The 24,508-nt window shown below is 61.1% G+C and carries 17 protein-coding genes; 6 read left to right on the top strand and 11 right to left on the bottom strand.

The features are described from left to right. Positions 1-127: 127 nt before the first annotated feature. Complete coding sequence (locus KTAU_RS04590; RefSeq protein WP_170293057.1) at positions 128-3,232, bottom strand: helicase C-terminal domain-containing protein; 3,105 nt, start codon at positions 3,230-3,232, stop codon at positions 128-130. Positions 3,233-3,642: 410 nt separating this feature from the next. Between KTAU_RS04590 and KTAU_RS04585 the strand changes: the two genes are divergently transcribed. After that, positions 3,643-4,353, top strand: a complete 711-nt coding sequence (locus KTAU_RS04585; protein ID WP_170293056.1) for an NUDIX hydrolase — start codon at positions 3,643-3,645, stop codon at positions 4,351-4,353. 90 nt (positions 4,354-4,443) lie between these two features. Here the strand turns inward: KTAU_RS04585 and KTAU_RS04580 are convergent, their stop codons facing one another. The 3 genes from KTAU_RS04580 to prfA all read right to left on the bottom strand — a co-directional run bounded on the left by KTAU_RS04580 (position 4,444) and on the right by prfA (position 8,202). Beyond that, complete coding sequence (locus KTAU_RS04580) at positions 4,444-5,292, bottom strand: HAD family hydrolase (protein ID WP_151727226.1); 849 nt, start codon at positions 5,290-5,292, stop codon at positions 4,444-4,446. 351 nt (positions 5,293-5,643) lie between these two features. After that, complete coding sequence (locus KTAU_RS04575) at positions 5,644-6,882, bottom strand: pyridoxal-phosphate-dependent aminotransferase family protein (RefSeq protein ID WP_151727225.1); 1,239 nt, start codon at positions 6,880-6,882, stop codon at positions 5,644-5,646. Between the two features lie 219 nt (positions 6,883-7,101). Further along, positions 7,102-8,202 carry a peptide chain release factor 1 gene (prfA, locus tag KTAU_RS04570; RefSeq protein ID WP_112429319.1) on the bottom strand — a complete coding sequence of 367 codons (1,101 nt, stop codon included), beginning with the start codon at positions 8,200-8,202 and terminating at the stop codon, positions 7,102-7,104. 1,025 nt (positions 8,203-9,227) lie between these two features. On the opposite strand from prfA, the gene KTAU_RS04565 reads away from it, so the two are divergent. Beyond that, positions 9,228-9,908 (top strand): YtxH domain-containing protein, encoded by a 681-nt coding sequence (locus tag KTAU_RS04565; RefSeq protein ID WP_151727224.1) that lies wholly within the window; start codon positions 9,228-9,230, stop codon positions 9,906-9,908. Between the two features lie 152 nt (positions 9,909-10,060). Here KTAU_RS04565 and KTAU_RS04560 read toward each other — a convergent pair whose 3' ends face one another. Together KTAU_RS04560 and KTAU_RS04555 are read right to left on the bottom strand one after the other, a co-directional pair. Then, positions 10,061-10,762: a histidine phosphatase family protein gene (locus tag KTAU_RS04560; RefSeq protein WP_170293055.1), complete on the bottom strand. Its 702-nt coding sequence runs from the start codon at positions 10,760-10,762 to the stop codon at positions 10,061-10,063. A gap of 2 nt (positions 10,763-10,764) precedes the next feature. Next, a complete protein-coding gene (locus KTAU_RS04555) occupies positions 10,765-11,811 on the bottom strand; it encodes a phosphotransferase family protein (protein WP_170293054.1) in 1,047 nt (348 codons plus the stop codon). A gap of 445 nt (positions 11,812-12,256) precedes the next feature. On the opposite strand from KTAU_RS04555, the gene KTAU_RS04550 reads away from it, so the two are divergent. After that, on the top strand, positions 12,257-14,488 hold the full coding sequence (locus tag KTAU_RS04550; protein WP_151727221.1) for an ATP-dependent Clp protease ATP-binding subunit: 2,232 nt from the start codon (positions 12,257-12,259) through the stop codon (positions 14,486-14,488). A gap of 65 nt (positions 14,489-14,553) precedes the next feature. Here KTAU_RS04550 and KTAU_RS04545 read toward each other — a convergent pair whose 3' ends face one another. Continuing rightward, complete coding sequence (locus tag KTAU_RS04545; RefSeq protein WP_170293053.1) at positions 14,554-15,249, bottom strand: class I SAM-dependent DNA methyltransferase; 696 nt, start codon at positions 15,247-15,249, stop codon at positions 14,554-14,556. 34 nt (positions 15,250-15,283) lie between these two features. Continuing rightward, positions 15,284-16,687, bottom strand: a complete 1,404-nt coding sequence (locus KTAU_RS04540) for an MmgE/PrpD family protein (RefSeq protein WP_151727219.1) — start codon at positions 16,685-16,687, stop codon at positions 15,284-15,286. A 126-nt stretch (positions 16,688-16,813) separates the two neighbouring features. Between KTAU_RS04540 and KTAU_RS04535 the strand changes: the two genes are divergently transcribed. Together KTAU_RS04535 and KTAU_RS04530 are read left to right on the top strand one after the other, a co-directional pair. Continuing rightward, the gene (locus KTAU_RS04535; protein ID WP_228026316.1) at positions 16,814-17,227 is read left to right on the top strand and encodes an ArsR/SmtB family transcription factor; all 414 of its coding nucleotides are present in this window, start codon (positions 16,814-16,816) and stop codon (positions 17,225-17,227) included. 174 nt (positions 17,228-17,401) lie between these two features. Beyond that, a complete protein-coding gene (locus KTAU_RS04530; protein WP_170293052.1) occupies positions 17,402-18,634 on the top strand; it encodes a sensor histidine kinase in 1,233 nt (410 codons plus the stop codon). Positions 18,635-18,817: 183 nt separating this feature from the next. On the opposite strand, the gene KTAU_RS04525 is transcribed toward KTAU_RS04530, so the two are convergent. Together KTAU_RS04525 and recG are read right to left on the bottom strand one after the other, a co-directional pair. Then, on the bottom strand, positions 18,818-19,198 hold the full coding sequence (locus tag KTAU_RS04525) for a hypothetical protein (protein WP_151727217.1): 381 nt from the start codon (positions 19,196-19,198) through the stop codon (positions 18,818-18,820). 319 nt (positions 19,199-19,517) lie between these two features. Beyond that, on the bottom strand, positions 19,518-22,235 hold the full coding sequence (recG, locus tag KTAU_RS04520) for an ATP-dependent DNA helicase RecG (protein WP_151727216.1): 2,718 nt from the start codon (positions 22,233-22,235) through the stop codon (positions 19,518-19,520). A 303-nt stretch (positions 22,236-22,538) separates the two neighbouring features. Here recG and KTAU_RS04515 point away from each other — a divergent pair, with 303 nt between their 5' ends. Then, on the top strand, positions 22,539-23,216 hold the full coding sequence (locus KTAU_RS04515) for a hypothetical protein (protein ID WP_151727215.1): 678 nt from the start codon (positions 22,539-22,541) through the stop codon (positions 23,214-23,216). Positions 23,217-23,470: 254 nt separating this feature from the next. On the opposite strand, the gene KTAU_RS04510 is transcribed toward KTAU_RS04515, so the two are convergent. Continuing rightward, positions 23,471-24,355 carry an NAD-dependent epimerase/dehydratase family protein gene (locus KTAU_RS04510; RefSeq protein ID WP_151727214.1) on the bottom strand — a complete coding sequence of 295 codons (885 nt, stop codon included), beginning with the start codon at positions 24,353-24,355 and terminating at the stop codon, positions 23,471-23,473. Positions 24,356-24,508: the final 153 nt, after the last annotated feature.

Below are 24,508 nucleotides of genomic sequence, written 5' to 3'. Positions count from 1 at the left end.
TCACTCGCGTCGGAATGCACTTCCTAGTATAGCAGCTTTACCCGGAGCGTCAATTGTCTTAGAAAAAGATCCTGTTTCCCCATTGATATTGCCGAGTGCGCAATAATGCCTAGTACCGGAACATCTGTCAATTGTCCGCTCCCAAGGAAGGCTGACGTCCATTCTGGAAAAAACGGTAAACCTCTTCCAGCCGATCGGTGCGGCGAGCGGGAGGTAGGGCGTTCAAAATCTGCCGGCCATAGCTCTTGGTGTAGATACGGCTATCGAGAATGGCCATCACGCCGCGGTCCTCGCGTGTGCGCAACAAACGGCCCAGACCCTGTTTGAGGCGCAGTACGGCCTGGGGGAGAACATAGGAACCAAACCAGTTCTCGCCGGCCTCTTTCATGAGCGCAACGCGGGCGGCGTGGACCGGGTCGTCAGGCGGGTCGAATGGCAGCTTGTCGATGACCACGAGCGAGAGGGTTTCGCCGGGGATATCGACCCCTTCCCAGAAACTCTTGAGACCGAAAAGAACCGCAGGCTCCGCTTTAAACTGGCGCAGCAACTCGTTGCGTGGCCAATCGCCCTGGCGTAGCAAGCGGAAAGGCAGGGCGCTCGTCTGCAGCAGCTCGTAGACTGCATCCAGCATGCGCTGACTGGAGAAGAGCAAGAAGGCGCGGCCCTGAGAGGCGTTGACCAGGTGCAGCATTTCGCCGGCGATAGCCTCGGTATAGCGTCGCACGGCTTCGCCCCCACCGTAAGCTGGTTCGGGCAAATGGCGCGGCAGGTAAAGCAGAGCATTCCGCTCGTAGTCAAAGGTCAGGGGAAGAATCCGTTCCTCTACCTCCGGCATATCCTCGTAGCTGAGGCCGATGCGCTGTCGGAAATAAGCAAAGTGGGGTCCCTTCTCCTCGGGCCGCAGCGGGTGTGGTCCTGTAGTAGCCAGTGTGGCCGAAGTGAAGATGAGGACCGGCGTCTTGAGCAGCTTCTCGCGCAGCCAGGAGGTCACGTCGAGCGGAGCCGCCGAAACCTCAATATGGTTGCCACGCTGTCCTGGTTGTGACACACGTTCCAGGTAATAGACATAGCGCTCGGGTTGATTGACGGAGAACACGGTGCGGATGTGCTCGGCCAGATTCTGCGTGCGCTTGAGCAGCCGATCGTAGAGCGTGCTCTCCTTTTCCGGCAGATCGCGGGGGCGCTCCTGTCGCAAAGAATCGGCGAGCTGGGCGATGACGGTCGCCAGCTGCAAGCCCTCCTCCAGTGGTTCCTGCAAGTTCAGGCGTGAGCCGGATCCACAGGAACGAGCCAGCTGCTCCAGGCGGTGCCAGGTTGTGAGCCAGGCGCGCTCGGCCTCATCCTGGAGGCTCAAGCGGCTATGCTCCTTCAGCATGCGCTGGGCGAGCAGCGTGCGAATCTGGTTGGGACTGATGGTGATCGTGAAGGCGCGTGTGGCCTCCTCTTCAAGGTGGTGGGCTTCGTCCAGCACGATGACATCCCGCTCGGGGAGCAGGTGGCCCTCCAGGGCCGCATCGAGCAGCAGCAGCGTATGGTTGACCACAATAATCTGAGCTTGCTCGGCGCGCAGACGCATCTGTCGAACATAGCAGTCGAAGAAGAAAGGGCATTTGCTCCAGGCGCACTGATCACGCTCGGCCACGATACGGCTGCGCAGGTCGGCAGAGAGAGGGAAATCAAGGCTCTCGATATCGCCGTTGAAATCGGCATCGGGGTCTTGGGTCAGCTCGTAGAGGCGGCGGAACTCGCGATTCTTGGTGTAAAGCTGCAGGCCAAGGCGCTCGTTCTCGAGGCGATCCAGACAAATGTAGTTCCCCATGCCTTTGACCAGAGCCGCCTCGAAAGGCTTGATGTGCTGCTGGACGAAAGGAATATCCTTGTAAAAGAGCTGCTCTTGCAGCGCTTTGTTGGCGGTGCTGATGATGGCTACGCGGCCAGAGCGGACAATGGGAACGAGGTAAGCCAGCGATTTACCGGTCCCGGTTGACGCTTCGAGAATGGCATGGCGTTCTTGTTCCAGGACGCGGGCCACAACCTCGGCCATAGCGATTTGGGCGGGCCGCTCCTCGTAGCCGGGCAGGCTGCGCGAGAGAATACCGCCCTGGCGCAGATCGGCTCGTACGATGGCCAGGAGACCTTCCGCTTCTTCCCCCTCTACAGGCCTCTCTCCCTTCGGCAGGACTGTACCAGCAGGCGCAGTCTCCTGGGCCGGTGTCCTGGAGGGGGCAGCTGGGGCTGAGTGAGCGGGAACAGCGCTGGTCGGTAACGGTAGCGCTGAGGCCGCCCGCTGCATGGCAACGGGGCTGATCTCGCTGGGCGATGCCATCAGCGCCGGGGAGGGAGATTGAATGATTGGACGCTCGGCCGGGCTCTCGCGCTCTTGCACCGGGTAGAGGTGAGGCAGGCCCTTGATGGCGGCCAGACAGGCATCGGCGAAAGCGCGCACATGAGGGAAACGCTCGGCGGGATCAAGAGCCAGTGCCTGCAGGAGAACCGCCTCTAGCTCTGCTGAAATGCTCGGGTTCAGGTCGCGCGGTCTGATCAGCAGCTGGCGTTCCTGTTGAGATAGCAGTTCTGAGGCCGTCCCTCCCTCGTAGGGAGGGCGTCCGCAGAGCCAGTGATAGACCAGGGCCGCCAGGGCGTACTGATCGCTGGCCAGCGACGGAGTGCCGCGCAAATGCTCCGGGGCTTTATATGGCAAGGCCGCGGGCTCGTCGTCATAGGTCAGGCTCCCATCGCGGCAGGCCAGGGCAAAGTCGGTCAGCACAGCATTAGCAGGCTCGCCAAGGATGCAGCCGGCGTAGAGATTACCGTGCAGCACCTTGCGCTGGTGAGCCACATGGAGAGCATCGCCAATAGACAGCAGTGCCGGCAAAATTTGATCAGGGGACAGGCAGCGCTGTTCTTGGAAATAGTGTTCGATACTCTTGCTGGGCAGGTCGTGCAACACGAGATAACCGTAGAGCCGATCGCTAGCGGGCTGACTAAAGAAGCCGTAGTCTCTCACCGAAGCGATGGTGCGGTTGCCAGAGAGCCTCTTGAGCTGGCGCGCCCGTTCCTGAAAAAGCTGCTGGTCGGCCTCGGTAAGCAAGGGGAGAGCACTGACCTTGATAAAGATCTCAGCACGAGAGCGTTTCGTCGACTGACAGCGGTAAAGGGTGCCACTGGCGTTCTCCTTGATTTTCTCGGCGATGGTGTAGGAATCAATCTGGTGCAAGTCTAGACCTGCCATCAATGGCTCTCCCCCACAACTGAACAGATGTTTGTACTGCCTGTGCCAGTATATCACAGCCGTCGTCAGGGGACAATGGCAGCCCGACCGGCGGCGATGGGGCCTGGGGCTTTCCTCTCGAACTGGGAGAGCCAGCCACTCTAAGCGTTCCCACTTGACAGAAGTGCCAGAGTCAGCTATTTTAGCGTAAACGAGACACGCATTGTGAGGAGCGTGGCACAACACGCAATGGATGAGCGAGCGGGCACCGGGGAAAGGTGCACGCTTCTCGCAGCGGCTACCTGACCCAAAGACCGACGCATCTTGCTCTCGCACCGCCATCCTGAGTGTGGCCTCTTTTCACCACTGAGCTGTCTCCTGGCTTTCTTACCTTATTCCTGACAACAACTATGGGTGAGCAGAACGAGCAGATGAGCAGTGGGCAAAGCCAGAAACCGAGTGCAGAGGCTCAGGCCCATCATTATGACCCCTCGAAGTATGAGCGGCCATCGGTGACCGTTGATGTGGTGATGATGAGCATTCGCCAGTCAGATCTGCAAGTGCTGCTGGTCAAACGGCGCTCCTGGCCTTATGAGGGCATGTGGGCTATCCCAGGGGGCTTCGTGCGCATCGATGAGTCGCTGGAGGATGCGGCCAAGCGTGAGCTGCATGAGGAGACTGGTGTCCAGGACGTCTATCTAGAGCAGCTCTATACCTTTGGTGACCCTGGCCGTGATCCGCGCATGCGCGTGATTACAGTGGTCTATTATGCCCTTCTGGACTCGGAGCGCTTGCAGGTGCGGGCGGCGGATGATGCCAGTGATGTTGGCTGGTTTTCAATGTACAATCTGCCGGAACTAGCTTTTGATCACGCCAAGATCCTGGCCTATACGCTCCAGCGTATTCGAGGCAAGCTGGAGTATACGACCATCGCCTTTAACTTGCTGCCAGAGCAGTTCACGCTGCGTGAGCTGCAGCGCGTCTACGAAATCATCCTTCACCGCAAGTTGGATAAGCGTAATTTCCGCAAGAAGATTCTCTCCACCGGTATTCTAGAGGATACCGGAGCCAAGAAAATGGAAGGAACCCACCGACCCGCCCGTCTCTACCGTTTTAACCCGGCGGCTGTTGCACGCCAGTAGGGCGGGACGGCGGGAACTAGCTGAGGAGGCGCTTGCATTTTGCCTTGTCGTTGCAGCGCTTCCTTCCCCGCTCTGGAGAAAAAGTGAGATCTACCCCTGCCGGCAGGGCCTGTCTGGCTGTTGCTGTGCTCCGTCCTGGTCCTTCGTCGCGGTGTGTAAAGCAAGCGGGGCCTCTTCATCGCCCTGGCCTGGCTGAGAGTAGCCTGGCAGCTCAAGCAGGGTCAGCAGCTCTGTCAGCGAGTGAACGAGGAGACAGTCGACATCCTGGTTGCGCAGGCGGTGGGAACGATCCAGCAGCACGGGTGTAATGCCGGCTGAGCGCGCGCCGAGCACATCATGGATGTAGGAGTCACCGATGTGCAGCGTGTAGTCAGCAATAGCATTAGCGCGCTGGAGGGCCGTTTCATAGAGAAGTGTCGATGGCTTGGCGTAGCGCGCGATTGCCGAGACAATCACGCAGTCGAAGAAGCGTGTCAGGCGGTGACGGTGCAGGATGGAGTTGAGGCTGATACCCCAGTCTGAGATCACGCCCAGGGTATAGTGATGTTGTTGCAGCACTTCCAGTGTGGGCACGACGTCAGGAAAGACCTCCCAGCGCGTATGTGTCGCGAACTCCTCTGTGATGGCTCGGGCCAACTCGTAGAGGCGCTGCTCGCTGCGCTCATCGACGGCTTGACGCAGCATACTGACGTAGTAACCCAGCCATAGCTCATTGATAGCCTGCTCGCTGGCCCAGATATGGCGGTTCAGGCGAACCTGGCGATAGAAGAAATCTTCCGCCTCGATCAGGCCCTGCTTGAGGCGTGTCAGGTCGACGCCCAGGCCAGCGCGTTGGCAGACCTGCTGACAGATCTCAACAACCGAAGGGTAGGGCTGCAAGAGAGTCTGACCAGCATCAAAGAAAATAGTGCGAATTGCCTGGGGTTGCTCAAGGCGCATAGTTACCTCTTTTCCAGTCTGCTCGCGAGCAAGTTGGCGTTATCATGCTGACTGCCGGCAAGCCCAGGCAAGAGCCTGCCCACTCACCGCACGCTGTGACTGCGAAATCGACCATCTTCGCCGCCGGATTGGCTCCTTCCTGTCAGTCTCCTTGTTCCCCAATCTGTGGGAGGCTACTACTGGTGGAACTGGACGGCGAAGATTGATGCACTGCTGTGCCATAAGCGGCTCACAAGCGATCTGACCCCAGTCTTCGGCCAGGGACTGCAGGGTGATGCAGTAGAGCAGGCTCTCTCTCCTCTAGCTTGCTCACTGGCATGCTGATCAGTCTATCCGATCAGCTTCCCACTCTCAAGCCTGCTCGGAAGCCTGGTCTGCTTGGCTGTAGACTGTGGCCGCGGCGCTCAGGGCTGCCCCAGCCTGAACTGGCCATCCATGCGAGGGCAGGAGCTGCTCAAGGGCTGCCAGAACTGTCTCGACGTTCTTCCGGCAGGCATTGTAGCCCATTAGTCCGATGCGGAGCAGATGGCCTTTCAGAGATCCGAGGCCGCCGCCGACCTCGATGCCGTAAGCCGTCAGCAGTTGCTGGCGCAGTTGATTCTCGGAAACCGAAGGGGGGAGGTTGACAGCAGTCAGCACGGGCAGCTCGTAGCCGGGGCGCGGCAGCAGGGTCAGGCCCAGAGCTTGCAGACCGGCACGTAGCGCCTGCCCGTGAAGACGGTGACGCTGCCAGCGGGTCTCCAGCCCCTCTTCCAATACAATACGCAGGGCCTCGTGCATGGCAAAGAGCAGGTTGCTGCAAGCCGTATGATGATAGGCGTGATCGCCGTTCCAGTAGCGTTGGAGAGCCAGTAGATCAAGATAATAGCTCTGCACCGGCCTGCGACGTCGCTTGATCACCTCAACGGCGTGCGCATTGAGGGTCACGGGCGCCAGGCCAGGAAAGGCTCCAAGGCACTTCTGGCTGCCTGCATAGCAGGCATCGATCTTCATCTGCTCAATATTGATGGGAATGCCGCCCAGACCAGAAACCGCGTCAACAACGAAGAGTGCCTCGTGTGCGTGGGTGATCTGCTCCAGTTCTTCCAGCGGCTGTAGCAGACCCGTCGAGGTCTCCGCGATGGCCGTGGCGAAAAGCTTCGCTTCGGGATGCCTGGCAAAGGCTGCAGCCACCTGCTGCGGATCGAGTGGCTGCCCCGGCTCGCTCTCTACCAGAATGACATGAGCCCCGATCCGCTGGGCAATTTCAGCAATCTTCCCGCTGAAGAAGCCCAGGCTCCCGGCAATGAGCGTATCGCCCTCCTCTAGGAGATTGCAGAGCACGGCCTCAGCTCCCGCGAAGCCTGAACCGGAGACGCAGAGCGTCAGCTCATCCTGCGTCTGAAAAACCTGGCGCAGCTGGTCAGCGATCGCACCGAGCGTGTCAAGCAGAAAAGGATCAAGATGCCCGAGCTGCGGAGCGGAGGCTGCGCGCAAGACTCGCGGATCAACGTTGCAGGGTCCTGGACCGAGTAGCAAGCGATAGGGAGGATTAAGTTCAGAGAAAGTTCCCTGGGCTAGAGAAGTTTGACCCGACAGTGGTGGAGTCATCGAAGAAAAAGCCTACCTTTCACTCAGAGAAGTAGCATGACCATACCCTTACCATCCTCGTCGCCCTTCGCTCTTCACGGAAGTAGGATAGCACATCGTGGCCATCCTTGCTGGAGGGCTGGAATGATGCCCAAGCCCGAAGAGAGGGCTGAAGCAGGCAGAGTAGCAGGGGCAGAGAGGCGTGCGTGCCTGAGACAATCAGCCCCCTACTTCCGCGGTTTACTGGACGGTGGCAGGCTCTTCAGCAAAGAGGCGCTGCAGGCGATCGGCCTGGTCGGCGGCGATCAAGTTATCGATGAACTCGTCCAGCTCGCCGTCGAGCACGCCCTGCAGATTATAGCGAGTCAGACCGATGCGGTGGTCGGTCACGCGATCCTGGGGGAAGTTATAGGTACGAATCTTCTCGCTGCGATCGCCCATCTGTACCTGTGAGCGGCGCGCTTTCCCCAGTTCCTCCTGGCGACGAGCCTCCTCCAGGTCCCAAAGGCGCGCTTTCAAGACCGAGAGCGCTCGCTCCTTATTCTTCAGCTGCGACTTCTCATCCTGGCAGGTTACCACCAGGCCGGTAGGCAGATGGGTAATGCGCACCGCCGAATCGGTCGTATTCACGCTCTGGCCGCCGTGGCCCGTCGAGCGGAAGACATCGATACGGATATCGCTCTCCTTGATCTCGATATTAATTTCCTCGTCGGCCTCGGGGAGCACGATCACCTTAGCGGTAGAGGTATGGATGCGCCCGTTGGCCTCGGTCACGGGGACGCGCTGGACGCGATGGGTGCCTCCCTCGTATTTCAAGCGGCGATAGGCCCCTTTGCCCCGGACCAGGAAAGTGATATCTTTGATCCCTCCCTGATCGGTCTCGTTCAAATCGAGAACCTCGATCTTCCAGCGGCGCTGCTCGGCATAGCGGCTATACATGCGGAAGAGGTCGGCGGCAAAGAGGGCGGCCTCCTCACCACCGGCGCCACCCTGGATCGTCACGATGGCGTTCTTCTCATCCATCGCATCCTTGGGCAACAAGGCCAGCTTGACATCCTCGGTCAGCTGCTCGCGGCGCTCTTTCAGGCGTGCAATCTCCTCGCGCGCCAGCTCGCGCAGTGCGGGGTCGTCGCTTTCGCGCTCCAGCTCCTCGGCCTCCTCCAGCTCTTTGAGCGTTGTGCGCAGCTGGTAGTATTTCTCAACGACTTCTTCTAACTCGGCCTGCTCACGCCCGTAGCGTTGGAGCAGAGGGACATTGCTCAGAACCTCGGGCTGGGCCATGAGCGTATTCAGTTCCTCGTAGCGATTGGCCAAACTTTCAAGCTTCTGCATTAAATCCATAGGTGATCCCTCGCTGACTGGCTGGTACTAATCTCGCGGCAGGGCTGCCCTGGCGGGCCAGGTGTTGGCCTGGCAGCTTTGCCGCTCCGCGTCTCTGGGCCTCTTGCCCCTGCAGAGTGACCAGCCTGACCGGTGATCATGCCTGGCAGGTAGCCATGCTTGCTATCATGCCGCTATGCATGCGCGCCCGGCATCGCGTTGCTAGGACCAACCTGGCGCGCTATGCAGAGGATCTCGGCAGGAGAGCAGTTCAAGTCAAGCAGCTTGTCACGCTGACACATGCAGAGCAGGCATGGCCCTGTTCTGTTCTGAGCAGAGAAGGAAGTTGCTACCCGGCAGCGAGCAGGTAGCTCTCAGCGCCAGTAAGACTGGCGCGATGGGCAACGGATGATAGACGCGGAAGATCGCGCATGATGACAGACAGGAACAAGCCCTTTTCATTGTATTATAACACAGCGGCGCCGACCTTTCTGACAGCCCTTGAGTGGTTGCTGCTATTGGCAAGCATCTCTATACTCAAAAGTGTAAAGCCTGGGTCGGACCGGGGTCAGGCGAGGGGGAACAAGATTCCTGGTCGAGCTGGGCCTGGCCTAGTGAGCGGAACCAGAGGAGGTGAGAGCAGCTCTCTGCTTGGCTGAGAGCGATATCGGATATCGTGGCCAACGAGAGTGTGGCCTCAGCTAAGTAAGGGAGGAGAGAAGCTGAAACGCTGGCGAGACGGCTCTCCCCCTAGACAGGCATCTTTTGCCCGAAGGGGATGAAACTTGCCGTCCTATCGGATCGTGCCAGGAGCAGGTTCTCTACTCGTGCCAGTGGGCGCGCCGAACGAGGTGGGCGCATGAGGGGCGCGTGAGATGAGCGGGGACAGTGAGCAGCATGGCCGGCCTGCCCGCTCATTTGCGGCGCAGGCAGCGCGGCCTTCAGTGAGGGACCACTTGCTTCCTGCCGACGACAGAGTAGGCATAAACAGCGCGAAAGAAAGAAAAGAAGGGCCTGTCTACAGCGAAAGGATGTGATGAATAGCGATGGCGAAAGGTAATGGCTTTGCGCCAGTAACAGAAACTCTCAAAGAGGTCCGTGCGCGTACAGCGGACATGGCGCGCACCGGTCTCTCAACTGTCCAGGACAACGTGCAGACCGTGCTAGAGCCGCGCCGTCGGCGCCTTCTCCTAAAGCGCCTGCGCGGGGGGCTGCGTAGCAGCTCGGGGCGTGTTGAAGATCGGCTTCAGCAAAGGCGTCAGGCCCTGCAGCGTGTCTGGCGCGGCAGCCGCAAACCGGTTAAACGTTCGCTAGAAGAAGCCCAGCGAGAGAGTGGTCGTCTCAAGAACCTGCTCAGCGAGCAGCTCAGCCTGCTGCTGGGAGCGCTGGCGGCAGGGCTTGGTCTTCTCCAGGTGGCCGTCGAGCGCAGTATGCGCGGTGCTCGTGGCAGGCTAGAGCGCGCGCGAGGCAATCTGGCAGAAGCGCGCATCGTCTGGCAGCAAGAGCGCGAACGACGAGCCCGCCGCCGCCGCCGTGCTCGCCTGCTCTTCCGCATCGGCTTGCTGGTCGGCATCGTCCTCGCTCTCCTCTTTGCGCCGCGTCCTGGCCAAGAAACGCGGCGCCGTCTAGGTGGCTATCTCCGCAATGTAATTGCCTTTTTCCAGTCGCGGCCATTTGTGCGCTCCGAGTCGGAGACCGCCGAGCACGTGCCGCTCAACGTCCGTTAAGGCTCTTCAGTGGAAGTTCCTGCGCGAACGGAATGGAACGAAACTGCCAGCGTGGCGAACAGAAGGGGCCAGCATCTGCCAGGCGGACCTTCTTTCTGTCCGCCACGTCTGCCTGCTACTCGTCAGCGCTTCCTTCCTATCTAGTGAGTGGCTCAGCGCCGCTGCAGGTGGCAGATATCGTTCAACGCAAAGAGCACGCGTTGGGTGCCAGCCACACGGACCACTGTGATCGAAGTATTGGCTGCCGGGAAGAAGAAGTCGCGCTCCAGGCCTAAGACCTCGGCTACATAGGCATTGATTACTCCGCCATGCGCAAAGGCGATCACCCGTCTTCCAAGATGGGCGTTAGCGATCGCATCCAGCGCCTGAACCACACGCGCCCGGAAGACCTTGGACGGCTCGCTGCCCTTGATGGCATCCCAGCTGCCAGCGGCTCCAGCCAGGCGGATGATATCCCTCTGGCGCTCTTGTAGCGTGCGGGCCACCAGCTCTAGATTATCTTCCTCAGCGGGTAGCGGACGCACCATACCGAGCCGGATCTCTTGCAGGTCGGGGACCACGATGGGTGTTAAACCCAGACGCTCGGCCAGAGGAGCTGCGGTCTCGCGGCAGCGGCGCAGGGGGCTACTATAAATAGCCGCGAACTCCAGACCGGCCAGGCGCGCGGCCAGAGCCAGGGCCTGCTCCTGGCCTTTACGAGACAGAGGAAGATCATCGTAGAGGCCGCCCGGGATCAGCTCGTCTGCGGGAGGGAGCGCATCGCCATGTCGAACCAGGAACAACTCGGCGGCGTGAGAGCGCCGCAAGAGGAAAGGATCATCTAGCAACAAGGGAATCTCCTCACCAGCATTCACTGTCAGCGTCCTCCGCTGCTGCTGCGGTGACAGACCTCCAGCGCCCGTCGAGCCAGGGCTGGAATACCCGCCTCCAGCTGCTCAAAGAAGGGGTCGTCGGTTGTGCCGGCCCGATAGCGGGCGTAGCTGCCTTCCAGCAGAATGGCCAGCTTCCAGATTGCCAGCGCCTCATAGAAGTCCATCTCGCGCACAGAGCGCCCGCTGCGCTCAGCGTAGTACTCCTTCAGCTCGGCACGCGTCATAAAACCTGGTTGCTCCATAACGCGCCAGGTCTCGGTATCGAGGGCCGGCGGTGGGTCGCCAGGCTCGCGCCAGAAAGAGAGCAAGTAGCCGAGATCGGCCAGCGGATCACCGATCGTAGCCATCTCCCAATCGAAGATCGCCACCACCCGCGGCTCATGCTCCGCATACATCACGTTATCGAGGCGATAGTCGCCGTGGACAATGGTCGACGGTCCAGAGACGGGCAGATGGGCCTTGAGCCACTCCGTCACCATATCCAGCTCGGGCAGTGGGCGTTGGCGTGAGCGCTCTAGTTGGCCGATCCAGCGGCGCAGCTGGCGCTCCAGATAGCCAGTAGGCCGGCCAAAGTCCCCCAAGCCCACAGCTTGCCAGTCGACCGCGTGTAGCTCGACCAGCGCCTCGATTAAGGCCCGACTGATTGCCTGGCGGCCCGCCTCATCGGCGCCATAGGGAGGGAGCGTATCGCGGATAATGTAGCCGTGGACCCGCTCCATAAGGTAGAAAGGGGCTCCGATCACGCTCGTATCCTCACAGGCCAGAAGCACGCGCGGCGTTGGCACCGGGCTGTTGTTGAGCGCCTTCAGGACGCGGTACTCGCGCAGCACATCATGGGCAGTTGGCAACAGTGGACCGCGCGGGGGCCGGCGCAGCACCCATTGCTGGTCTCCGCGTGTGATGTAGAACGTCTCGTTGGAGTGTCCTCCGCGGATACGCTCGATCTGCAAGGGCAGGTCCTCGCCCGGCAGCTGCTCGGCCAGGTAACGGCGGAGTTTTTCCTCGTCTATGAGAGGGGGGAGTGTGGTCATACTTCCTCCTTTGTCTACGAGCCTGGGATTCCCTGCAGGGAGCTGCATACAGGAACATCGCTATATATGATAGCGCGCACGCTCGCGTTTTGGCCAGGCAAGCGTGCGCAGGCACGGAGCAAGCCGGGTAGCGGTGGGAATATTTGAAGCTGAAACCTCCGTTCTAGATGGTGACGAGAACGAGACAAGAGGATTGCCAGGCTGTCTAGTCTCGTTCCGCTCGTGGAGAGATGCGAGAGGGGAGGAAGTTGGGAATAAAAGGGCTGGGCCTGGTGTTATTCTGGGTAGTTAGCAGTCAAGAGTGGCGAGTGCTAGACAGCAGTGGAAAACCTGTGCTATAATGCTGGCAATCACCCGCGCAGATTGCTAAAATTCCCGGGGATGAGAGAGAGCGGAGCGCCAGAGACCGGAGCTGCCGCTCCCCCGGTTGAGTGAGGAGCCTGGAATGAAGTGTGAGCGATGTCATAAAAATAACGCCAGCATCAGCGTCGATCTGCTCGTGGAAGGACGCCATGAGCGGCATTATCTCTGCCAGCAGTGTGTCGATGAGCTGATGCGCTCATCGATGAACCAGGCGGGTAACTTCTTCGGGCAGGGCTTCCCGGCGGCGGCCTTTGGCTTCTTCAACGGCCATGAGGCGGCTAACGGGCGCGGGACCAGGACTGCTGAGCGTCAGGCCAACAGCAACAGCAAGACGCCGACGCTGGACCAGTATGGGCGCGACATCACGGCGGAGGCGGCGCAGGGGAAGCTTGATCCAGCGGTTGGGCGTGAGCGCGAGCTGCGTCGCTTGATCACCGTCCTGGGTCGCCGGCAGAAGAACAACCCGGTGCTGATTGGCGAGCCAGGTGTGGGTAAGACCGCCATTGTCGAGGATCTGGCGCGGCGTATCCACGCGGGTAACGTGCCTGCCCCATTGCGCAACAAGCGCATTGTGGCGCTCAACATCGGCGGCATGATTGCCGGCGCGATGTTCCGCGGGCAGTTTGAGCAGCGCATGAAGGCGATCCTTGATGAGCTGCGGCAGGCGCCGGATGTCATCCTCTTTATCGATGAGCTACATACCGTTGTCGGAGCGGGTGCGGCGGAGGGCGCGGTTGGTGCGTCGGATATGCTGAAGCCGGCACTGGCGCGCGGTGAGATCCGTTGTATCGGTGCGACGACACTTGATGAATATCGCAAGTACATCGAGAAGGATGCGGCTCTGGAGCGCCGCTTCCAGCCGATCATGGTCGATGAGCCGACGGTGGAGGAGGCTATCGCGATGCTGCGCGCCGTGCGGCCCAACTACGAGGCCCATCACGGCGTGACGATCCCGGATGAGGCGATCGAGGCGGCTGTCAAGCTCGCTGATCGCTACATCAATGATCGCTTCCTGCCCGATAAGGCCATCGACGTCATGGATGAGGCGGCTTCGGCTCTGCGCCTGGAGGCCCTGGAGAAGGGCATCGTGAGCCCGGCGATGATTACGGAGCTGGAGCAGCAGCTGGCCGATATCCAGGCCAAGAAGGAGGCGGCGGCTAACGCCGAGGACTATGAGCGCGCGGCTCTCTTGCGCCAGCAGGAGCTGCTGACGCTGCAGAAGTTGGAGAAGGCCCGCTCTGAGGCGGATGCCTCGTTCCAGTTGATCGTGACGCCGGAACTGATCGCTCAGGTGGTCGAGAACTGGACGGGCGTACCAGTGACGCAGATGATGGAGAGTGAGCGCCAGAATCTGCGCGATCTGGAGGAGCGCCTGCGCAGGCATGTCATTGGCCAGGACGAGGCCATTAACGCGGTGGCGCGCGCCATCCGCCGCTCACGGGCGGGATTGAAAGATCCGAAGAGGCCAATTGGTTCCTTCCTCTTCCTTGGCCCGACGGGCGTTGGTAAGACCGAGCTGGCCCGTGCTCTGGCGCGCGAGCTGTTCGGTGGCGAGGAGAATATGATCCGCCTCGACATGTCGGAGTACATGGAGCCGCATACGGTCTCGCGTCTCTTCGGGAGCCCGCCCGGCTATGTGGGCTATGAGGAAGGGGGCCAGTTGACCGAGCAAGTGCGGCGTCGCCCCTACAGTGTGATCCTGCTGGACGAGGTGGAGAAGGCCCATCCCGAGGTCTTCAATGCCTTGCTCCAGATCCTGGACGATGGTCGCCTGACCGACGGTCAGGGTCGCACCGTGGACTTCAAGAATACGGTGCTGATCATGACCAGCAACGCTGGCACCAATGAGCTGAGGAAGGCGGCGCGTATCGGCTTCATGCCGATCACTGGCGGCAGCGAGCGCGCGGAGCAGTATGAGACGATGCGCGAGAAGGCTCTTGAGGGCCTGAAGCAGATGTTCCGGCCCGAGTTCCTCAACCGTATCGACCAGATCGTTGTCTTCCATTCGCTGGGCAAGGACGAGTTGTACCGCATCGTCGATCTGCTGCTGGGTCAGGTGCGCGAGCGCCTGCGCGAGCAGAAGATCGAGCTGGTGATCAGCGATGAGGTGCGCGAGTTCTTGTTGCGCGAAGGCTACGACGAGGAATACGGTGCGCGTCCTCTGCGCCGCGCTATTCAGACGCACATCGATGATACGCTGGCCGATGCCCTGCTGAACGGTGAGATCGCCTCGGGCCAGACGGTGCGCCTGGTGCTGCGCGATGGCCGCGTGGTGGCCGAGACGGTAGTTCCTGAGCCTGAGCCAGCTGCCTGAGAAAAGGCTTGGCATCTCTGCTCAAGGCGTCCATCGATCCCCTCAGGGGATCGATGGACGTTTTTTTATGCTTGTGCCTGAGCCGTTGGCTGATCGTTTGGGGGACGTTGCAGCAAGAAATGCTGATAGCCGTCGCCGATCCTTTCCTCCAGGAGGATCAGGTCAGCAGCTTCAAGCCAGATCCGCACTTGCTCCAGTGTGGGGTAGTAGTGATAGCCGCCGTGATGGGCGTATTCACCAGAGACGACGGGCAGGCCCTGCTCTCGACCCAGAAGAAAGGCCCGCTCGCGCTCATCGCTCTCAATCAGCTCGACGGTCAAATAGAGCAAGCCGCCGGGCTTGGCAGCTCGGCGCAGATTGGCAAGCACCAGCGGCCAGTCCTCCGGTGGGACCATCTCCATAGCGTCGATACAGAGCACGGCCTCAAAGGCCTCGCTCTCGTTCAGCTCCTGGAGTCCTTGCTGTCGGGTTGGTACGGCTGGGAATTTCTCATACGCGCGCCGCAGCATGCCCGTCGACTGGTCGATGCCGACGAGAGCGTAGCCACGCTCCAGTATTAGCCCCCAGTATTTGCCAGTGCCGCAGGCCGCGTCGAGCAGGCAGCTCCCCTGGGGGAGTCGTGCCAGCAGCAGGAGCAGCATTGTAGTGTGTGTCTCGTCGAGGGTGCCCCAATCGCGATCATAATCGGGCGCCAGTTGATCGTAGCGCTCGGCGGTCAGGCGTCGCCGTTCCTGCAGCCAGACGGTGCGCTCTCGGGTCATTGCTCTGCCTCCCTCTCGCTGCTCTGATAGACTGCTACAGCAGGTTGGACCACGAAAAGTGCCTGAGCTGATCGAGGTGGCGAAGGTGTCTGATGAGAGCCTCGCGCCTGGCATCTTCCTCGATGACGGCGGCGGCCAGCTCATGGAAGCGGTCGGCCAGTTGATCCTCGCTTAAGGGATTTTCAGGATCGCCAAGCGGATAGCGCACGCTGGCGCGGAAAACCTGGCCATCGTCCATCTCCACACTGGCCGTGGCGCGCCACTCGGTAGGGTAATAGCGGTCTAGCTCGGGATCGCTCTCGCAATCGACACGCTGCATCAGGGCGCGGATCTCAGGGTGCTGCAACCAGGTTTCGCTGAAGGCACTCAGGCCGGCCTGACCGGTGATCAGGGCTACGGCGGCCCCGAAAGGCATGCTGAACTGGGCGTCGACGACGTTGCCAGGCCGCCGCTTAGCCTCGATGGGGTCGGCGACCAGGCCACGCCCGGCGCTCAGCACACCGCAGCGTACGCGGCGGATATGGTGCGGATCGGGGGCGTGCTGGCGGCGGATGGCCAGCAGACAATCGATGGGGCCATGCATATAGCGACAGCAGGCGTAGGGCTTGAGCGAGACGCGCAGAATAGCGAAGTCCTCTGTGCCGACGGGTGGCTGCAGCTCCTCTGGCAAGCCGGCGTCAGAGTAGGCATGCAGGAAGCCATAGCGTCCACTGAAAATCTCCTGCGGCCCGCGAAAGCCAGCCGCGGCCAGGCGCGCGGCGGTGATGCCGGCGTGGGCGCTCCAGCCGGGGTGCAGGCGTTTGGTCCAGGCACCGTCATCGAGGTAGGCTAACGAACCAGCCGCCATGCTACCGGCAATGCCCAGGGCCTCTGCCGTCTGTTCTGCTGAGAGGCCCAGCAGGCGGGCGCTGGCGGCGGTGGCGCCGAAGGTGCCGCAGAGAGCAGTTGGATGGAAGCCGCGGGCGTAGGCTGAGGCGGGATTGAGGGCGGCGCCAATACGTAGGGTCAGCTCATAGCCGGCCACGACGGCGGCATAGAAATCGTCGATGGGAGCGGCCAGTTGTTCAGCCAGGGCCAGGGCTGCCGGCAAGACCGCCACGCCCGGATGCAGCGACGAGCGGTTCTCAACGTCGTCCATCTCCAGGCCGTGGGCGGCCACACCGTTGACCAGGGAGGCCCAGGCGGCTTCGGCGCGCTCACCGCGTCCTAGTAGTGTGGCCCCAGGTCTGTCAGACGATCGACCGGTCCGCGGGGACTGCACGACTCCCATCGTCACCAGCAGTTGATAGGCTGCCTCACTGGATGGGAGTCGTGCGCCGCCCAGGGCGACAGCCACATGGTCAAGCAAAAGATCGCGAACTTTGATGCGCACTCGCTCAGGTAGGGCCGTCCCTTCCAGCGAAGCGCAGAAGCGTGCCAGCGCTTGCGTTGCGCTCATAGAGCACCTCGTCTCTTTCTGTGGGAGGTCCCTCGTGTAATAGAAGAGGTGACTTCCACTCCCTCACCTGCTATGCAGATCAACACTCGATTCTGATAATATCCCATCTGAAGTAGAGGTGTATAGATGTGTGCTCGTAGATCGGAGGGATCGTCGTCTGAGGAACCGCTGGAGGAACTGCCAGAAGACGTCGAAGCCTTCATTGACTACTTTCTTGGCACGATGTGCGACCCCAGCCGTCGCCAGATTCTGGCCTTGCTGGCCGCGCCGGCTGTGGAGCGCGAGAGGCCGGTCGAGATGCGCTCGGGAGAGCTTGCCAAAGCGCTGGGGTTAGCCCATGCCACGGTCTCTGGCCATCTCCGTCAGCTTGCGCGCACGGGACTGCTCGGCTCGCGGCGCAGTGGTAACGAGGTCTATTACAGCGTGCGCAATCACTTGCTAGTGCGTGCCTTTCACGATCTTGTCGAAGCTCTCTATAAAGAGCATCAGGAACGCTTCAAAGGAAAACAGAAGACTTCTGAAGACGATAGAAGTGCTTGAAAAAGATCTGATGAAAGACTTCCAGGCTGGCTTGTAGAACAAACGGACGAATGAAAGGATCAGGCGCTCGCCTTCTCTTTGAGGGGGCGGGCGTATCTGCTTTGCCCAGACTATCGGGGAATGCTATACTGCACAATGAATGACAATGAACCTGGGCAGGAGAGACCGACGGCCATGCAAGCCACACGTGTCAAGGAAGGTCGCAGACCACTGATTCTCATGCGTCTTCGCCAGAGCGCGGAAGTGCGCAAACTATATGCCGCGCGGGTGCCCTGGTGGCGGCGCGCCCCGATTGGTTACCTCCTTTGTATTCCTATTGTGGCCTGTGGATTAGGAATCGTCTATCTGGAGCATCTCTTGGCGCTCCACATCTATGTGCCAGACCTGCCGCTGGTCCTGCCGGTGCTTCTTGTAGCCTTACTATGGGGAGTGGGGCCGGCCCTTTGTGCTGCTCTGCTCTGCACCCTGGCGCTCATCTATATTTATGTTCCCCCGCAAGGGGCCTTGATGGTGTTGCCGCGCGTCCAGTGGGCGGCGGACAACATCGACAAACTTGCCGAGATCATGCCTTTCTTTCTGATCGAGGTAGGTATCGCCATTATCGCCGGCCAGCGCGAGTCGGCGCGGCGTCGTGCTCTGCTGGCCGAGCTAGAGGCCCAGACCCGGGCCCAGGATCTAGAGCAGCTCAACGAAGAATTGAAGCGAGCCGATTTACTCAAGGACCATTTTATCTCGGTGGCCTCACATGAGCTGAAAACCCCCATCACCACCATTCGTGGTCAGGCGCAGATTGCCCTGCGGCGTCTCACACGTGTGGCCGAGCTACCACCCGAACTGGAGAATGTACGCCTGGCCTTGCAGAAGATCGACGAGCAGACCTATCGTCTCAGTGCGCTTATCGATGACATGCTGGCCCTCAGCAGCATTCAGACTGGCAAGCTCAAGCTGCGTCCTCGTCGCTGTGACCTGGTAGAGATCTGCCGCGAAGCCGTCGAGGATCAGCGTCTCGTCTCAGGTCGTACGATTACCCTCTCAACTCCTGTAGAGAGCCTCATAGTCGAGGTTGACTCCGATCGCCTCCATCAAGTGCTGACCAACCTCCTCAGCAATGCCATCAAATACTCGCCCGAACAAACCCCTGTGGAGGTCAGTCTGGTCTGTCGAGATGGTCAGGTAGAGATCCGCGTTCGTGATCATGGTCGCGGCATCCCTGAAGATCAGCGGGAGCAGATCTTTCAAGCCTTCTACCGGACGCCCGAGGCTCAGGCCTCGCCCAAAGATGGCTGGGGCTTGGGTCTGGCCATCTGTAAGGATATTGTGGAGAGGCATGGCGGGCGCATCTGGTGCGAGCCGGCTCCTGACGAAGGTACGGTCTTCGTCGTGGTTTTGCCCCTGAGTCAGGGCTGACCCTGCTCGTCTGGTGTCTGTCTGCTACCTGCGGTCAGCCCAATGGTCCAGGGGGGGCTGGAGGACAGGGCTGGCCTCCGCTGAACAGGAGCGAGGCCTATATCGCTGCGCTGTGCTCGCCGGCGATGCGCTGAGGTGCCTGCTCCTGTCCGCTCGATCTCAGGGTGGCGAGGTAACGAATGGCTAGCGGGCGGCGACGCCGGCACTGGCCCGGCGGTAGCGCGCGGTGCCCATCTCGCCAATGCCGATGGCCAACAGGGCGACCAGTAGGTGCACGACCTGGATAATCCAGTGTGAAGAGTTCAGTAGCCAGGAATTCTGCATCAGCCCAATGATTGGCAAGAGCAGGCCGACAATAACAGCCAGCACTGCGATCACCGGACTGCCACCACGCACCACAGCTTGCCCGATACCGACCACCCACAGCGCGAGCACGACCACAAAGCCAAGCAACATGTGCAGCGGAACCAGCTGGGCAGCGTTACCTGTCCAGAAGAGCACCCCAAGAATGAGGGCTAGCAGTCCGGCAATGCGCAGAACGAAGGAAGCAATCTTAATAGCCATGCAATTCTCCTGCAAACGGCGAAAGTAGTAGCAGAGGCTTCCCTGTTACGCTGAGTGGGCGCAGCTGATGTGGGCATCAGTCCAGTCGCCCACTCAGCGGACCGTGGGGAAGGCACTCTCACTGTGTGGCAGGGGTAGCCGGGCCGGATGCGTCCATTGAGGAGGGGCAAAGGCGGCTTGCTCCTCGCCACAACTAGAATCATAGCATTTCCCAGAACGGGAAGAGCAATGCATCAGGGGCAGACAGCCGCCGTCGGGGAGCTTCAGGCCGGCAGCAGCGGGCCCGGAGCCGTCCAGGCAAGGCAAAGGGAGGCACTCACTAGTGCGGAATGAAGGCTTGCCAGAAGCGACTCAAGTGTTCCCGCAGCGGCGCGTGCTCTGGACGCCGCAGGTAGGGATCACTGGCCCAGAGACGCGCCGCCAGGGTGCGTGTCTCCTCGATCAGGCGTGTATCGTTGAAATCGGCGATACGCAGTTCGGGCATCCCGCTCTGGCGTACTCCAATGAAATCGCCCGGACCACGCAGGCGCAGATCGTGCTCGGCCAGCTTGAAGCCATCATCGGTCTCCTGGAAGATTGCCAGGCGCTCGCGGGCCTGTGGTCCTGCATCGGCGCTCAACACATAGCAATAGGATTGATAGGCGCCGCGTCCGACACGACCACGGAACTGGTGGAGCTGCGAGAGGCCGAAGCGATCGGCATCTTCGATCACCATGACGGTTGCATTAGGCACATCGATGCCCACTTCCACCACTGAAGTGGCCACCAGAATATCCAGCTCATGATCGCGGAAGCGTCGCATGACGGCATCCTTCTCCGCGGGCTTCATTCCGCCGTGCAGCAGGCCCAGCCGGCGATGGGGGAATACCTCGCGGCTCAGCCGTTCATATTCGGCAGTGACTGCTCTAGCGCTCAGGCTCTCGGACTCGTCGACCAGCGGGCAGATAATGAAGGCTTGGCGGCCCTCAGCGAGCTGTTGCTCGATCAGCCGATAGGCCTCCTCGCGGCGGGCGCCGGTGCGCCAGCGCGTAATCACCTTCTGGCGGCCCGGCGGAAGCTGATCGATAACCGAGAGGTCCAGGTCTCCATAGAGCGTCAGTGCCAGTGTTCGGGGGATCGGGGTGGCCGTCATCACCAGCATATGGGGGTGGTAGCCTTTCTGGCGCAGGGCCTCGCGCTGCTCCACGCCAAAGCGATGCTGCTCATCGATAATCACCAGGCCCAGGCGCTGGAAGGTTACATCTTCCTGGATCAGGGCATGGGTACCGATAGCCACTGTTGCCTCGCCGCTCTCGATCGCCGCTCGTCCAAGGGCGCGCTCGCGGGGACGCAGCCCGCCGGTCAGCAGCACGGTACGGATGCCGAAGGGGGCGAGCATCGCGCCAATGCTGCGCGCATGTTGCTCGGCCAGAATCTCGGTCGGGGCCATAATCGCGCCTTGATAGCCGTTGAGAGCGGCCACAAAGAGGGCCGCCGCGGCTACCGCCGTTTTGCCAGAGCCGACGTCGCCTTGCAGCAGACGACACATCGGCTGACTGCGACTGAGGTCGCCCAGGATCTCGCAGAGCACGCGGCGCTGGGCTGCTGTGAAGCGGAAGGGTAGTGTGGCCTCGAAAGGGCGCTGGTCCGCCAATGGGGCCCACAGGGTTGTGCCTGACTGAGGATTCTGAGAATCCTGGAGTACCTGGGAATCAGCGTTGTGGGCGGCGGCAGTAGCCTGGGCCTGGAGCGCCTCGCGCTCAGCGGCTGTTGGCTCGACGAAGACGCGCTCCAGGTCGACCTTGAACGCCTGGCCGTTGGGTAGCTCGCGCTGCCAGCGCGTTCGACGCTCCTGCATGCCGAGCTGGATCAGGAACAGCTCATCGAAAGCCAGACGGCGCCGGGCGGCGGCGAGCAGCTCCTCATTGGTTGGGTAGTGCATCTGGGCGACGGCCTCCGACAAAGGCAGCAGGCCCGCGGCCTGACGAATCATGGCAGGCAGGTGGTCTGGAAGCAGGGCCGCATAGCGATCAACAACCCAACGCGTCAGGCGGCGCATGGTACGAGCTGTCAGGCCCTCAGTGAGCGAATAGATGGGGACAAGAATGCCCGTATTGAGCAGCTCGCCTTTCTCGGGCAGCTCATGGCTGCGCACCGTGAAGGTAACCTTGTTGCCGAAACGCTGCTTGATTCCGGTGACGACCAGCCACTCGCCGCGCGCCTCGGAAAGCTGCTTTTGCAGGTAGGGCTGGTTAAACCAGACTGCGCTGAGCCGCCCGGTGCCATCGCTGAGAGTGGCCACCGTGCGTGTACGCCCGCTACCCGTGCGGCTCGTCTTGACCTCCCAGATCAGGCCACGAGTGGTGACCAGCTCGTCGAAGGGTAGCTCGGCAATACTGAGCAGCTTGCTATAGTCGCGGTGCTCGCGTGGGAAATAGAAGAGCAGGTCACCAACTGTGCGGATACCCAGGCTACGCAAGCGGGCGGCGACCGTGGGGCCAACGCCATGAATGGCAGAAACGTCTGTCGTCAGCAGCGTCAAGGCAGCGTGGCCCGGCGAGCTGCTGCTGTCCAGGGCGATGCGGTCCAGTTCGCCTTCCTGGCGCTCGCGTCCTCCGCGACTCCCTCCCGATGGCTTGCTAGAGCGTACTGCCGCTGTGGAGGTTGTTGCTGTCGCTAAACGCACCGACTCTCCGAGCGCCTCGCTGGGGCGCGCTGGCGCTACAGGCTCTGAAGAAGGTGGCCGGCTGGGGGCGGTGATCTGCTCTCTCTCCAGCTCGTTCAGGAGGGCTAAAGCGGCCCGCAAATTGGCTGCACGTTGTATCGGGTCCTGCTGACGATAGCCCTCTAAACAGGAGGCCAGGCGGTAGAAAGGGCGCAAGTCGCGTCCTGACGCATGGCAGACAGGCCCGATCTCATCCAGCCAGCGTTTCACAAAGGCTTCCAGCCCACCGGGCTTGACCGCCTGGTCTTGATGATTGGTATGCTGTTCGTGCTGAAGCACTTTGCGGGCGCGCTCGATATATGGCTTGAGTGCGATGCTGGCTCCTGTTGTCATACGTTGACGCTACTGCTTGTTTCTTGAGAATACTGCTGCTCACCTACTATAGTCGCCGCTGCCCTGGAGTGTCAAGGCCTCCGGTCTAAGGCGATCTCGTATGGCTCAGTCGGTCCTGGCCTGATGAGGAGGCAGGCGTCGGTGAGCATTGTGTGTCGAGTAAAGTGATGCTGACCCTCTGACTCTGGCGGGTCTATCTACTAAAGGTGTTGCATAAATAGTACCTATTGATCCTCGGGGCCGAATGGGCATAATATAGGAGCTATGAGCCTGCAAGATGCTTCTGGAGGGAAAGAAAGAGAGATGGCACTGATCGGACCTGCTGCTGTGGTGGGTATTTTCGAAGAGCGGAGTCAGGCGGAGCAGGCAGTCGGAGAGCTGAAAGCCGCTGGTTTCCGAGACGACCAGATTACCAGGCTATCGCGTGAGCCACTCAAGCTGCAGGAAGCCGGTCCGGCGGAGCGGCTACTGGAGCGAGTGAGGGCCAGATATAACCTGCCGGTGCTTGGGGCTATTGTGGGAGCCATTGGAGGAGGGCTATTCAGTTTCATCGCGTCCTTTGCCCTTCCCCTGGCTGGCGTACAGATCAGCGGGGGGCCGGTGATCGCCTTGCTCGAAGGTCTTGCCCTTGGAGCCTTGGGAGGGGGTTTTCTTGGGACCGTCGTCGGTCCCTCTTTAGTGGGAGTGGAGCCGGGGCCGCGTTACGCGGAAGCTGAGGCGCTGCCGGGGCGCACCATCATCATGGTCAGAACCCTGGAACGTCAGGCCGAAGCGGCCTCCATTCTGTGCAAGTATGGAGCGCGCAATGCTCTGGTGCCACGGGCCACTGAGACCGCCGCTATGGCAGCTCTGCGCCTTGCCGGCCCTGGCGGCGAGGCGGAAGGTACGGCCAATCCTGGCAGCGAGGGGGAGAGGACCGGACTGAAAGGAGAGGGCATAACAGGCCGTGGGACGGAAGTGGAAGCGCAACGAGGCGAGTAAGAACCTGCCCTCTCGCTGCAGTCTATTAGCTCAGCGAGAGTGATTCTGGCAGAGTCCGGGGCAGGACAGGGGCAGCTGTGAGGCGGCGAACTGCAGGCGGCCACTGCCAGAGTCGCTGCTCCTGGCCTGGCTCCTGGCGCTCGGTTGGCCTTCTTCTGTCCTGCCCGGGCGGTTCGGCTCAAGTGTACAAAGCGGGAGGTCAGGCTGTGCTCTATGAAGGTCCTCGTCTTGCCTTGCAGCCTGGCGGGCGCCTCTCACTGCTGAGCTGGAACCACATCCTCGTAGATATCGTGTACTGGCTGCCAGCCGAGCACACTGCGGGCGGCCTCATTGCTACAGCGAAACGACGGGGGACAGGGCATTGAAAGATCACGTGGAGGCGGGGGCACCCGCAGCAGAGCGGCGATGTGGTCTACATACTCCCCATAGCGGACCGGCGTCGACACGATATTAAAGATGCGTCCCACTGCCGCCGGCTGTAAGGCAGCGATGATAGCCGTAGCCATATCGGCCACGTGAATCGGCGAAATAAAATTGCTCCCGTCGCAGATCACCACGAGCTGCCCCTCGCGCAAACGAGCGACCAGCGTATCCTGGGCGGTTCCACGACCGACGAAGCTGCCACCGCGCAAGATACACCATCCCAGCTCGGCGGGATCGACGGCCTGCACCATCTCCTCCATTGTGATCACTGGTTTGCAGACCGTAGCGCGCTGCGGCGAGCGATCGAGCGGCGTTGTCTCGTCAAGCCAGCGCTCGCCGCCATCGGGGTAGGCGATTGCGATGCTCTGCTGGATATAGTAGCGGGCCTCCGCCGCGCGTGCTGCTTCCAGCAGCAGCCGGGTGCCCTCGGTGCGCAGCCGGGTGGTAGGCTCCCAGGCTGAGGCTTCGGTGGGATTGCGTGGGATCGCCGTAGCGATATGCACAACGGCGTTACAACCGCGGACCAGGGTGGGGAGCTGCTGCGCTGTGGCCTCGGTCAGGAGGTCGCCGCTGACTAACTCAACTCCGGGGGCCCGGATCTGCTGCCCCCGCTCGGGCGAACGCACAAGCGCGCGCACTGTATGTCCCTGCTGGAGTAAGCGAGGGATAAGCGCGCGCCCCAGAACTCCTGTTGCACCGGCAACAAAGACCTGCATTGTCCTTTCACCTTTCTCTGGTGGCTTGGCTTCAAGCCTTGCTGCTCTAGCCAGCCGTTAGCGCCGGGTAGGTACGAGTAGATTGTTCGCAATGAGCAACGCTTGTGTCGCTGGTAGGTCGGAGTGGAAGGCAGCCCGCTGCCGAAGAGCAAG

Source organism: Thermogemmatispora aurantia, assembly GCF_008974285.1.
Taxonomy (GTDB): domain Bacteria; phylum Chloroflexota; class Ktedonobacteria; order Ktedonobacterales; family Ktedonobacteraceae; genus Thermogemmatispora; species Thermogemmatispora aurantia.
Note: the sequence above shows the minus strand (reverse complement) of the source record. Positions and strands in the feature narration are given on the sequence as shown.